Raw genomic sequence first — 11880 nt, 5'->3', positions numbered from 1 at the left:
GGCAGTCTCGGCCTGACTGTACGATCCGAGAACCCCAGGCGATTGAGGAAAGCGAGCTGGGCACTCGATTTTTCGAGACATCATCGCAGCCAATTGCAACTAGTGCGGCCCTGCATCCCTGCCCTGTGGGCAGGAGTAGCCTCTGCGGAGGCTTGCCAAGTGCGCCAAGTGCTGTCCCTGCTTTGCCGTTGATCGGTCCATGCTGACCAAAAGTGCTGGGTGCTATCGCCATCCCTTGCGAGGAATCGGACGAACGCGATCAGCCTCGATACGCACCGAGCAATGCGAATGCATCTGCTTACAGCCCGCATCCAGAGCGCGTGCGCTCGGGAATTGATAGCTGCCTTTGATTCCCGAAGCCGGTCGCGAGATACTTCAGGCTTCGAAAACTCACCGAGAACAACAACTATGCAAGGCCATCCCGAAGTCGTCGACTACCTCAAGGACCTGCTTCGCGGCGAGCTCGCGGCGCGCGACCAGTATTTTGCCCACTCGCGCATCTATGAAGACCAGGGGTTCACCAAGCTCTTCACGCGCCTGGACCACGAGATGCAGGAAGAAACCCAGCACGCCGACGCACTGCTGCGCCGCATTCTGATGCTGGGCGGCCGCCCCGACATGCGCCCCAAGGAGTTCACGCCCGGTGAGACCGTGCCCGAGATGTTGCGCAAGGACCTGGATACCGAATACGAAGTCCGTGCCGGCCTGCAGCAAGGCGTGGCGCTGTGCGAGCAGCACCGCGACTATGTGAGCCGCGACATCCTGCTGGCCCAGTTGCACGATACCGAGGAAGACCACGCCTACTGGCTGGAAAAGCAGCTGGGACTGATCGAGAAGGTCGGACTGCAGAACTATCTGCAAAGCCAGACCTGAGTCCCTGCAGCGCAGCGCGCAGAAATACTGAGGCCGTCCTTGAAGGACGGCCTTTTTCATGGACTAGAGACGAGCTCGGAAACCATAGTCACCACCAACGACGGCGCAGCTTCTTTCTGCGGGATTGTCGATCTTGCAAGGCTCGCCCGGCCCTATTCTTTGGAACGAGGCTCCAACTAAATTCACGCCGTTGCAGCGCCCCGGGTGGCTAGGCCGTCACCGGATGTCATAGGGGGACCGCCGCTGCTCGCCTCCAACCTCTAACCAGGCACGAACTGCGGCTGCCAGCAGGACAAGGCGATGCCGATGCGATGTCGGACAGGCCCCTGCACCCGGGCCTGCCCTGAACGCCCATCCTCAGCGGATTGCCGCTGCGGGCGTGACCTGCACCTTCATGCTGCGCACGATGGCCGCCAGCACCACGCCATAGGCGGGAACAAACAGCAGCAGACTCACCCCCAGCTTGATGACATAGTCGACCATGGCGATTTCCACCCAGTTGGCCGCCATGAAGGCATCGGAGCTACGCCAGAAGGCAATCGAGAAAAAGGCCGCGGTGTCCAGCACCTGGCCGAACACCGACGCGGCCGCCGGAGCCAGCCACCAGGAATGGCTTTTCTGGCGGATGCGGTCAAAAACCTGAATATCCAGCAACTGGCCCAGCACATAGGCGGCAAAACTGGCCAGTGCAATGCGGAACACAAAGCCGTTGAAGCTTTGCAGCGCTTCCCAGCCATTGAAGCGGCCCTCGTGGAACAGCACACCCACCACATAGGACACCACCAACGCGGGCAGCATGGCACGCATGATGACGCGTCGCGCCGCAGTCTTGCCGATCAGGCGCACCGTCAGGTCGGTAGCCAGAAAGATGAACGGAAAGCTGAAGGCGCCCCAGGTGCTGTGAAAGCCCAGCAGCGTGATGGGCAGTTGCACCAGGTAGTTGCTGGCGATGACCAGCGCGATATGGAACGCGACGAGAACGGAGAGGTAAAACGGCACGCGCGACGCTTGCGTCTGCACGGCATGAGCGGATGTCATGACAGTCCTTTTTGGTCGATGGGGGCGAGGGAACCCATGGTTGCGAAGAGTGCGCCAGCGCGGCGCAACCGTGAATTTTAAGCGGTACGGAATTATCTCTGCCTCTCCCGGCCCGCTTATCCGCCCGGGCGCATGGCGGATATAACGAAAAGCATAGCTTGTAGCACCTACCAATCCATGTTTTCAGCAATAAATCAGTCTGCTTTCAAAGAAAGACAGGCGCTAGCCGCTACACTTTTTTTGATCACTCAAAGCGCGAGCTGCGCCTCCTGCCGGGCCGCATGGCGAGAGGCACGCAACCCTGCCCACTGCAGATCAGCCAGGACCAGCACCACCACGGCCTGCACCGCCACCCAGGCCAGACCCCAGGCACTGAGCGCCAGGCCTGAGCCAAACACCAGGACCGCGCAGCCCAGTGCCCAGCCCAGATTGCCGAGAGCCACCAGACCGATCAGCGTGCGCGGCAGGGGCTGGCGACGCGCCATCCAGGCCGCGGCCGATGCATAGGCCAGCAGAAAGAGACCCGTTCCCGTCAGCAGAGCGGCCGGCAGACCTGTCAGATCTGCCAGCGTCTGCGTGACAACCAGTTGCAGCGCGCCCGTGGCGGCGCAGGAGGCCGCATCGGCCCACATCACATGGCGCAGAAACCGGGGAGAAGCAAAAATGGACATGGAAAACTCCTGTTCTATGACGAAGGTCTTGCGGCCGACCCTGTGCCGGCTGCTGGGGTCCATGATTGCCATCTGCGTGCACAGCGTCGATAACCTCGCAGGTCATGGCCGCATGAGCGCCCTGCCACTACGATGCAGGCATGAACTCCAGCACCACCCCCTCTTCTTTTCATGCTGCTCGTAAGCCGCCCGGTGCACGCGCGCCGTTTGGCGACCACCTGCGCCACTGGCGCCAACACCGCCGGCTGAGCCAGCAGGGGCTGGCACTGGAGGCCGAGATCTCGACACGCCACCTGAGCTATGTGGAAACAGGCCGCGCCCAGCCCAGCCGCGAGATGGTGCTGCGCCTGGCCGAACGCCTGTCGGTGCCGCTGCGCGAGCGCAATGCACTGCTGGTGGCTGCGGGCTTTGCCCCCATGTACCAGGCCCGCCCGCTGGATCACCCCGATCTGGCGGCCGCGCGCCAGGCCGTGGAGCTGGTGCTCAAGGGGCACGAACCCAACCCGGCCCTGGCTGTGGATCGACACTGGAATCTGGTGGCCGCCAATGCCGTCATGCCGCTGCTGCTGGACGGCGTGGCGCCCTGGCTGCTGGAGCCACCCGTGAATGTGCTGCGCCTGAGCCTGCACCCCGAGGGACTGGGCCCACGCCTGGCCAACTCCGCGCAGTGGCGTGCCCATTTGCTGCACCGCCTTCAGCAGCAGATCGCCGCCACGGCTGACAGCGAGCTGCAGGCACTGCATGACGAAATCGCAGCCTACCCGTTCGCCGAGGACAAGGACTCCCCGCCGCCCAGCCCCATCGCCGTCCCCTTCGAATTGCACACCGATCTGGGCACGCTGAGCTTCATCAGCACCATCACCATCTTCGGCACGCCCGTGGACGTGACGCTGCAGGAGCTGGCGGTCGAATCCTTCTTCCCGGCAAATGCCGAGACCCAGGCGGCGCTGCAGCGGCTGCGCCAGGCTTCAGCATCCTGAGGCCTACAGAGCCCTGCCAGCTTAGATGCCCCCTTGGCCACCTCCACGAACTCCTCCATCTGTTCGAAGTTCTGCAGAGATAGGCATCAGCGTCGCTATGGCATGCACACCCTCTCTCGCTGACCTGCCACGCACAGCGAACGACACAGGCTTCACAACTACCACCCCATAGCTGTATTGACAGCCCGCTCGGTACCAAGCAAGTGCTGCTCCATCAATGCGATTAGCGCGCCTGCATCGCGGCGCAATGCCGCATCGAGCAAGGCCTGGTGCTCGGCCTGAACATTGCGCGCAACCAACGGCCCATGTAGTCGTATCTTGCGATAGCGCTCCGAGTGATCGGCCAGTTGGTTCCAGAACTGCAGCAGCCATTCGGAGCCACAGGCGCTCACCAGCGCCTCGTGAAAGCGCCGGTGCTGCGACTCCCACTCGGAGGACATCGCTGAGGAGCCGCCGAGATCAGGCAGCGACACATGCGCCAGCATGTGGAGCGACGCCATCACCTCGGCCTCCCATCGGGCATCGCCACGCCGAATGGACTCGACCAAGCACAGGCGCTCAATGTCGCGGCGGGTCTTCATCAGGTCTGCGAACTCCCGAGATGAAATCCCCCGTACCCGAGCACCGCGGTTTGACTCCGCCCACACCAGCCCTTCAGTGCCTAGACGCACGAGCGCCTCGCGGATAGGTGTCAGCCCCAGGCCAAACCGCTCATCTAGGTCCGCAGCCCTCAGGCGCTGCCCAGGTGCCAACTCCCCGCGAAGAATCTCCGCTCTCAGGCGCTGGTAAGCGCGCTCCGTCCTTGAGCCGGCGTCGCTTTTTTCATCTGTTACTGCATTTTCCGGCATAGCTGTACGAGAGCTTGTCCCCATATTAGATTTAATTAAGCGCATTATGTTTCATGAAATAGAAAGTATTTCATGAAATATGAGTCTCCATTGCCCAACCCCACACAAGACCAGCAGAACAAGATGTTCCCAATGCTGTCACGCGTATTCGTGGCGTCGCTCACCCCCGGATTGGCCTTGATTCCCGGCGCACCCAGTATGGCTCAAAGCAGCTCCACGGTTTACGGAGTCGTTGATCTCGGCTTTGTCCTCGAGAGCGGCGGCCCGAATGACGCCGGCGCCAGCAGGCTGACCAGCGGCGTCGCCTCGGGCTCCCGGCTGGGTTTCAGAGGCGATGAAGACCTGGGAGGCGGGCTGTCGGCGCTCTACGCGCTTGAAATGGGCCTGCTCGCCGATACGGGCGGCTTGGCCCAGGGGGGCCAGGCCGCAGTCAGCATCCATGGCAACTTCGGATCCATCACGCTGGGTCGCCAGTACACGCCCGTGGCGTTGATCCAGACCGAGACCGCCCCATTCGTCACGTGCCTGGCTGGCGACTCCGCCAACCTCATCAGCGCGGGCGGCGCGGGCGGCAACAACCGCATGGACAACACGCTACGCTATACCTACAAAGCATCCAGCGGCCTGGCGGCCGACGTAGTCTATGGGTTTGGCGAAGGCGCCGGCGATTCCAGCGCCGAGCGGCAATACGGGGGCGCTCTCGGCTATGTGGCAGGCCCTGCCTATGCCAAGCTGGGCTACCACAGCGTCAATGATGCTGCCAGCAAGGCCGGCCGGCTGACCTTTCTCGGCGCGACCTATGACTTCGGATTCGCCATGGCCCACTTCAACTATGTAGTGAACAAGGGCTCGGCCGTCTTCGACATCGTAAACCAGGATTCACGCGACATGCTGCTCGGCATACCGGCCGAAGCCGTGCGCGCCTGCCTGCCCATCAGCGGCATCATGGACCTGCACCCTCCGGCCCCGGAAACCGGCTGCCTGGAGCAGCGCGTCTACACCATGGTCCTGCGCGGGCCCGGCGACGATGCAGCCATGAGCCCCATCCACTGGAGCGCGGGCAACACCGTGCCCATGCACCTGAGCTACGGCGAGCACGACAGCGAGCGCGTGCAGCGCTCCAACCAGGAGCTTGCGCAAAGGCTGTCACAGGCCGGCGCTCCATGCTCGCTCTCCGTTGAAGCGGGGCAGAACCACTTCTCCACCCATACGGCCTTGCGCGCACCCCAGGCGTCCTGGGACCAGCGCCTGGAGCACGTCCTGAAGGAATCCACACCATGAAGCACATCGTCGATACCGGCCTGCCTCCCATCGGCCAGCCCTTCTCCTGGGCAGTGAAAGCCGGCGGCCTGCTGTTCACCACGCACGGCCCGGTGCGCGGCGACGGCACGCTCGATACCGGCCCCATCGAGCGGCAGACTCGGTTGACGCTGGAGAACATCCGCACGGCCGTCACCGCGGCCGGCGGGCAGATGAGCGATGTGGCCCAGGTGCTGATCTACATGACAGACGAGCAGTACATGCCCGTCATCGACCGCATCTACCGCGAATTCTTCGAAGCGCCCTACCCCAACCGCTCCAGCGTCGCCGTTCGTAGCCTGGTGGCGCCAGGCATGCGCGTGGAAATGGTGGTCTATGCGGCCATCGCCCCCTGAGCCCGCCAACGCCTGTCGCAAGCGCCGCGACAACATAGCCCCCACCGGAGACACCGCCATGCCGACTGCAAGCAACGCCTTCTCAACCATTGCCGAAACAGACCAGCTACTGGCATCGCTGGCTGCCGCCCTGGCGCCGTACTCCGATGCGTCGCTGCTGGCCATCGAAGATTCCATACCGGCATACGCCGGCACCGACTGGCAGGGCGTGCGCGGAGCTACACCACTCGCGGTACTGCGCCCGCGTACACCGGAACACCTTGCGGCAGCCATGCGCGCAACGCATGCGCTGGGGCTGCCAATCGCCGTGCAGGGAGGAATGACCGGCCTGGTGGATGGAGCATTGGCCCGCCCCGGAGAGATCATCCTCTCCCTTGAGCGGCTGAACGCCATCGAGGACATCGATAGGGCCAGCCAGACCATGACCGTCCAGGCCGGCGTGAAACTGCAGCAAGCCCAAGAGGCCGCGGCCGCTCACGGCCTGCTGCTCCCCATCGACATCGGCAGCAAGGGCTCCTGCCACGTCGGAGGCATCGCCGCGACGAATGCGGGCGGCAATCGGGTACTGCGCTACGGCATGGCCCGCCAGTCCATCATCGGCCTGGAGGCCGTTCTGGCGGACGGGCAGATTGTCGGCCGTCTGGGCAAGGCGCTCAAGGACAACGCCGGATACGACCTCAAGCACCTGTTCATCGGCAGCGAGGGAACGCTGGGCGTCATCACACGGCTGGTGTTCGCGCTGCAGCCTCAGCCGGTCTCGCGGCAGACCGCCATCGTCAGCATGCAGAACTTCGACCAGACGGTCGACCTGCTGGCCCACTGCAGAAAGCGGCTGGGCGCGCGCCTGACAAGTTTCGAGGCGATGTGGCGCGACTTCTACGACGCTGTGACGGTCGATCTGAGCGTGGGAGGCACGCCATTTGCGGCCCCCGGCACCAACCTCGTGCTCATCGAGGCCATGGGGCAGGATGCCGAAGCCGACGAGCAATTGTTCATGGAGGCACTAGGCGAATTTCTCGAGTTGGCTGCCGGCTCGGACGCCGTGATCGCTCGCTCCGAGCAAGAAGCCCGGCGCCTGTGGAGCATCCGGGAGTCATCCGGCGAAGCCGCGGCGGCAGCTGCACCGTTTGCTGGCTTCGACATCAGCCTGCCCATCTCCTCGATGCCTGCATGGCTCGAAGACGTCCACTCGCAACTGCGCGCGCATGGCCTGCACCGCACGCAGACCTACGGGCATCTCGGCGATGGAAACCTGCACCTGGTCGTTGGCTACCCAGCCAACCTGCCGCAGATGAAGCAAGAAATCGAAGACCTGGTGCACCGATCCGCAGGGCGGCTGGGCGGCTCCGTCTCTGGAGAACACGGTATCGGCATCTCGAAGAAGCCATACCTGGCCATCAGCCGGAGCCCGCAGGAAATCGAGTTGATGCGCGCACTCAAGCGCACCCTTGACCCCGCCGGGCGCCTGAACGCCGGCCGCATCTTCGATCTGGAATGAATTCACTGCACACAGAGGAACCCGACCATGACACCTACCCGCAACACCTCCATGCGCCGTACCGCCTGCACGCTTCTTGCAAGCGCACTTGCCACCGCCCTTGCCCTTTCCAGCCCCATCGCGCTCGCGCGCGGAGGCGCCAAGACGAAGCCCATCAAACTGCTCGTCGGATTCTCGCCGGGCGGCGGCACCGATGTCGTGGCCCGCTATCTGGCCGACAAGCTCAGGGAAGAACTGCACCGATCCGTGATCGTGGAGAACCGGCCTGGCGCAGGAGGCCAGGTGGCAGCGCAAGCACTCAAGGCCGCGCCCAAGGATGGAACCACCCTTTTTTTCACCAATGACCACACCGTCTCCATCATTCCTCTGGTGATGAAGCAGCCGGGCTTCAATACCTCCAGGGACTTCACGCCAGTGGCTGGCGTAGCCATCTATGTCTCTGCGCTCTTCACTGGCACCGGCACCCCCGTCAAAAGCTACGCCGAGTACATTCGCTGGGTTCACGACAAGCAAGCAGGCAAAGGCAGCGTGGGCATCCCTGCACCAGCTTCGCTGCCTGAATTCATGACCATCGCCATCGGCAGCAGGAACTCACTGGACCTTACCCCGGTTCCCTACAAGGGCGCAGCCCCCATGCTCAGCGACATCATGGGCAGCCAGATTCTGGCCGGCATCTCGTCGCTCAACGATGTGCTGGAATCGCAGAAGGCAGGCAAGATCAACGTTCTGGCGGTGTCCGGCAAAGAACGACACCCCGGCATACCTGGCACTCCGACCTTTTCGGAACTCGGGGTCTCCGGCTTCGAGGAAAGCCCCTTCTATGCTGTCTACGCACCGCAAGGAACCTTGACAGGCGACATAGCGGCATTCACCCAAGCCATGCAGAAGATTCTCGCCAGACCCGACGTGCAGGAGCGACTGGCTAGCCTTGGCCTGATTCCGCAATACCTCGACGCCGAGCAGATGCGACTGCGCGAGCAGGCCTACGCACAGACCTGGGGCCAGCTCATCAAGGCCAGCGGATATCTGCCCCAATAGCCGCTCCTCATACCTCATCGCCTGAGCAGGAAGCTCCCATGGTCCCGGCCCAGACACCTAGCTCCGGCAAGGACACCTCCTTCCACAGGATCAGCTTCTTGCACCGGCTTGGCCACGGCCTTGCGGTTGGCCGAAAACGGCTTTAGCGCCGCAACACCCGACCTTAACATTGACGCCATATTGAAAGCCACTGCATCGCTTCAAGATGAAGGCAGAAACACAACCGCCTACGTGGCGAACATTCGGGTCCTCGCGGCAAGCATGGTTTTACTTTCTGCCGAGGCGCGGATCGACGTCATGGTGCTGCTGCCGGCATCGGCCCCATGCACTCCTTACTTGGCATCACCAAAGAAGACCTTCGCACCGCGGTCAATGTCAAGCCGCTCGGTACCTTCATCTGCTGCTAGGAAGCCACACGGTGCATGAAGCCCGACGACCGCCTCATCGCTCTCTCGCCCCTCGCTGCGCCGGGCACTGGCAACTTCGTCTACTACGTGCCACCGAAATCGGGCATATTGAGCCTCAAGCGTGTCATGACAGGCGATTTCCTAGAGTAAGCGGCACACCATCCGCTTGGCAGCCTGATGCAAGAAAAAAAGCCCGCAGGACTTGCATCCTGCGGGCTTCTTGGCAAGGCCCTTGAAGGCCTTGATTTCTGGTGCCTAGACGCTTAGATCTTGGCCGCCACTTCAGCGTACTCGGCGATTTCGTTGAAGTTCATGTAGCGATAGACGGAGGCCTTGTCGGCATCGATCACGCCCATTTCCTTCAGGTACTCTTCCTTGGAAGGCAGGTAGCCCAGACGCGATGCAATCGCGGCCAGCTCGGCCGAGCCCAGATACACGTTGGTGTTCTTGCCCAGACGGTTGGGGAAGTTACGAGTGGAAGTCGAGATGACAGTCGCACCTTCACGCACTTGAGCCTGGTTACCCATGCACAGCGAGCAGCCGGGCATTTCTGTACGTGCACCAGCAGTACCAAAGGCGGAGTAGTGACCTTCCTTGATCAGCTCGTCCTGGTCCATCTTGGTGGGAGGAGCCACCCACAGCTTGACGGGGATGTCACGCTGGCCGCCCAGCAGCTTGGCTGCAGCGCGGAAGTGACCGATGTTGGTCATGCAGGAGCCGATGAAGGCTTCGTCGATCTTGGCACCGGCCACGTCAGACAGGGTCTTGGCATCATCAGGATCGTTGGGGCAGCAAACGATGGGTTCCTTGATGTCGGACATGTCGATTTCGATGACGTGAGCGTACTCAGCGTTCTTGTCGGCTTCCAGCAGGTCTGGTTTGGCCAGCCATGCTTCGACCTTTTCGATACGGCGCTGCAGAGTCTTGGCGTCGGCGTAACCGTCAGCGATCATGTTCTTCATCAGAACGATGTTCGATGTCAGGTATTCCTTGATCGGCTCAGGGTTCAGCTTGATCGTGCAACCGGCGGCGGAACGCTCGGCAGAAGCGTCAGACAGTTCGAACGCTTGTTCAACCTTCAGATCTGGCAGACCTTCGATTTCCAGGATGCGACCCGAGAATTCGTTGATCTTGCCGGCCTTGGCCACAGTCAGCAGACCTTGCTTGATACCGTACAGAGGAATTGCGTGCACCAGATCGCGCAGGGTCACGCCGGGCTGCATCTCGCCCTTGAAACGCACCAGCACGGATTCGGGCATGTCCAGAGGCATCACGCCGGTAGCAGCGCCGAAGGCCACCAGACCGGAGCCTGCGGGGAAGGAGATGCCGATGGGGAAACGGGTGTGCGAGTCACCGCCGGTACCCACGGTGTCGGGCAGCAGCAGGCGGTTGAGCCAGCTGTGGATCACGCCGTCACCAGGACGCAGGGCCACGCCGCCGCGGTTGCTGATGAAGTTGGGCAGCTCGCGATGGGTCTTCACGTCCACGGGCTTGGGATAAGCCGCTGTGTGGCAGAAGGACTGCATCACCATATCGGCGGAGAAGCCCAGGCAGGCCAGATCCTTGAGCTCGTCGCGAGTCATGGGGCCTGTGGTGTCCTGCGAACCGACAGTGGTCATGCGAGGTTCACAGTAAGTACCGGGGCGCACGCCCTGGCCTTCGGGCAGACCGCAGGCACGGCCGACCATCTTCTGGGCCAGCGTGAAGCCGGCCGTGGAAGCAGCAGGCGCCTGGGGCAGGCGGAACTCGGTGGATGCGGGCAGACCCAGGGCTTCACGAGCCTTGGCGGTCAGCGAACGGCCGATGATCAGGTTGATACGGCCGCCGGCTTGCACTTCGTCCAGCAGCACGTCGGACTTGAGCTGGAAGTCAGCCACGGTTTCGCCGTTCTTGACGATCTTGCCGGCGTAGGGCAGCACGTCGATCACGTCGCCCATTTCCAGCTTGGAGACATCGACTTCGATGGGCAGAGCGCCGGAGTCTTCTTGCGTGTTGAAGAAGATGGGAGCGATCTTGCCGCCCAGAGTCACGCCGCCAAAGCGCTTGTTGGGAACAAAGGGAATGTCCACGCCCGTGCCCCAGATGATGGAGTTGGTGGCGGACTTGCGCGAAGAACCGGTACCGACCACGTCACCCACGTAGGCAACCAGGTGGCCCTTCTTCTTCAGGTCTTCGATGAACTGCATGGGGCCGCGCTTGCCGTCTTCTTCGGGCTTGAACGCCGCGTCAGGACGCGTGTTCTTGAGCATGGCCAGGTAGTGCAGAGGAATGTCGGGACGGCTCCAGGCATCGGGAGCGGGCGACAGGTCGTCGGTGTTGGTCTCGCCAGGCACCTTGAAGACGGTGACGGTGATCTTTTCCTCGACCTTGGGACGCGAAGTGAACCACTCGGCATCGGCCCAGCTTTGCATCACTTCCTTGGCCTTGGCATTGCCGGCCTTGGCCTTGTCGGCCACGTCGTTGAAGAAGTCGAACATCAGCAGTGTCTTCTTCAGCGCATCGGCAGCCACACCAGCCACTTCGGCATCGTCCAGCAGCTCGATCAGGGGGTGCACGTTGTAGCCACCCACCATGGTGCCCAGCAGCTCGGTGGCCTTGGCCTTGGAGATGAGACCCACCTTCAGGTCGCCGTGAGCCACGGCAGCCAGGAAGGAAGCCTTGACCTTGGCTGCATCATCCACACCGGGCGGCACGCGATGAGTCAGCAGATCCATCAGGAATGCGTCTTCACCGGCGGGTGGGTTCTTGATCAGCTCGATCAGGTCTGCGACCTGCTTGGCATCCAGAGGCAGCGGGGGGATGCCCAGTGCGGCGCGTTCTGCCACATGGTCACGGTAGGCTTTCAACATGGGTTCTCTCCAATGGTTTTTTG

10 protein-coding genes and 1 pseudogene are annotated in these 11880 nt (G+C 62.5%); 6 read left to right on the top strand and 5 right to left on the bottom strand.

All coding sequences use genetic code 11. The features are described 5' to 3' along the window. The first annotated feature begins 408 nt into the window (after positions 1 to 408). Positions 409 to 873 carry a bacterioferritin gene (gene bfr, locus CTATCC11996_RS07840; protein WP_003074880.1) on the top strand — a complete coding sequence of 155 codons (465 nt, stop codon included), beginning with the start codon at positions 409 to 411 and terminating at the stop codon, positions 871 to 873. A 357-nt stretch (positions 874 to 1230) separates the two neighbouring features. Here bfr and CTATCC11996_RS07835 read toward each other — a convergent pair whose 3' ends face one another. Continuing rightward, complete coding sequence (locus CTATCC11996_RS07835; RefSeq protein WP_003074877.1) at positions 1231 to 1911, bottom strand: 7-cyano-7-deazaguanine/7-aminomethyl-7-deazaguanine transporter; 681 nt, start codon at positions 1909 to 1911, stop codon at positions 1231 to 1233. Between the two features lie 248 nt (positions 1912 to 2159). After that, a complete protein-coding gene (locus CTATCC11996_RS07830; RefSeq protein ID WP_034348436.1) occupies positions 2160 to 2582 on the bottom strand; it encodes a hypothetical protein in 423 nt (140 codons plus the stop codon). Positions 2583 to 2722: 140 nt separating this feature from the next. Here CTATCC11996_RS07830 and CTATCC11996_RS07825 point away from each other — a divergent pair, with 140 nt between their 5' ends. Further along, complete coding sequence (locus CTATCC11996_RS07825; RefSeq protein ID WP_003074874.1) at positions 2723 to 3562, top strand: helix-turn-helix domain-containing protein; 840 nt, start codon at positions 2723 to 2725, stop codon at positions 3560 to 3562. A 158-nt stretch (positions 3563 to 3720) separates the two neighbouring features. On the opposite strand, the gene CTATCC11996_RS26165 is transcribed toward CTATCC11996_RS07825, so the two are convergent. Then, a complete protein-coding gene (locus CTATCC11996_RS26165; protein ID WP_233506515.1) occupies positions 3721 to 4143 on the bottom strand; it encodes an FCD domain-containing protein in 423 nt (140 codons plus the stop codon). 45 nt (positions 4144 to 4188) lie between these two features. After that, positions 4189 to 4410, bottom strand: a pseudogene (locus CTATCC11996_RS26515) (GntR family transcriptional regulator); the annotation flags it as partial. A 72-nt stretch (positions 4411 to 4482) separates the two neighbouring features. Here CTATCC11996_RS26515 and CTATCC11996_RS24585 point away from each other — a divergent pair. The 4 genes from CTATCC11996_RS24585 to CTATCC11996_RS07800 are packed head-to-tail and all read left to right on the top strand — an operon-like array spanning position 4483 to position 8601. Beyond that, positions 4483 to 5691: a porin gene (locus CTATCC11996_RS24585; RefSeq protein ID WP_003074870.1), complete on the top strand. Its 1209-nt coding sequence runs from the start codon at positions 4483 to 4485 to the stop codon at positions 5689 to 5691. Further along, positions 5688 to 6065, top strand: coding sequence for a RidA family protein (locus CTATCC11996_RS07810; protein ID WP_003074868.1), 378 nt, complete (start codon positions 5688 to 5690; stop codon positions 6063 to 6065). Before CTATCC11996_RS24585 ends, CTATCC11996_RS07810 begins: the two co-directional genes overlap by 4 nt. Before the next feature lie 58 nt (positions 6066 to 6123). After that, positions 6124 to 7563, top strand: coding sequence for an FAD-binding oxidoreductase (locus tag CTATCC11996_RS07805; protein ID WP_034348431.1), 1440 nt, complete (start codon positions 6124 to 6126; stop codon positions 7561 to 7563). 27 nt (positions 7564 to 7590) lie between these two features. Continuing rightward, a complete protein-coding gene (locus CTATCC11996_RS07800; protein WP_003074865.1) occupies positions 7591 to 8601 on the top strand; it encodes a Bug family tripartite tricarboxylate transporter substrate binding protein in 1011 nt (336 codons plus the stop codon). Positions 8602 to 9271: 670 nt separating this feature from the next. Here the strand turns inward: CTATCC11996_RS07800 and acnB are convergent. Then, positions 9272 to 11857, bottom strand: coding sequence for a bifunctional aconitate hydratase 2/2-methylisocitrate dehydratase (acnB, locus tag CTATCC11996_RS07795; RefSeq protein ID WP_003074861.1), 2586 nt, complete (start codon positions 11855 to 11857; stop codon positions 9272 to 9274). Positions 11858 to 11880 lie beyond the last annotated feature (23 nt).

The organism is Comamonas testosteroni ATCC 11996, from assembly GCF_000241525.1.
Lineage (GTDB): Bacteria > Pseudomonadota > Gammaproteobacteria > Burkholderiales > Burkholderiaceae_C > Comamonas > Comamonas testosteroni.
The sequence above is the reverse complement of the archived record's forward strand: the minus strand, read 5'-3'. Positions and strand labels throughout refer to the sequence as shown.

Coding starts and splice junctions, on each gene's coding strand:
- bfr (WP_003074880.1), top strand. CDS start 409: ATGCAAGGCCATCCCGAAGTCGTCGACTACCTCAAGGACCTGCTTCGC.
- CTATCC11996_RS07835 (WP_003074877.1), bottom strand. CDS start 1,911: ATGACATCCGCTCATGCCGTGCAGACGCAAGCGTCGCGCGTGCCGTTT.
- CTATCC11996_RS07830 (WP_034348436.1), bottom strand. CDS start 2,582: ATGTCCATTTTTGCTTCTCCCCGGTTTCTGCGCCATGTGATGTGGGCC.
- CTATCC11996_RS07825 (WP_003074874.1), top strand. CDS start 2,723: ATGAACTCCAGCACCACCCCCTCTTCTTTTCATGCTGCTCGTAAGCCG.
- CTATCC11996_RS26165 (WP_233506515.1), bottom strand. CDS start 4,143: ATGAAGACCCGCCGCGACATTGAGCGCCTGTGCTTGGTCGAGTCCATT.
- CTATCC11996_RS24585 (WP_003074870.1), top strand. CDS start 4,483: ATGAAATATGAGTCTCCATTGCCCAACCCCACACAAGACCAGCAGAAC.
- CTATCC11996_RS07810 (WP_003074868.1), top strand. CDS start 5,688: ATGAAGCACATCGTCGATACCGGCCTGCCTCCCATCGGCCAGCCCTTC.
- CTATCC11996_RS07805 (WP_034348431.1), top strand. CDS start 6,124: ATGCCGACTGCAAGCAACGCCTTCTCAACCATTGCCGAAACAGACCAG.
- CTATCC11996_RS07800 (WP_003074865.1), top strand. CDS start 7,591: ATGACACCTACCCGCAACACCTCCATGCGCCGTACCGCCTGCACGCTT.
- acnB (WP_003074861.1), bottom strand. CDS start 11,857: ATGTTGAAAGCCTACCGTGACCATGTGGCAGAACGCGCCGCACTGGGC.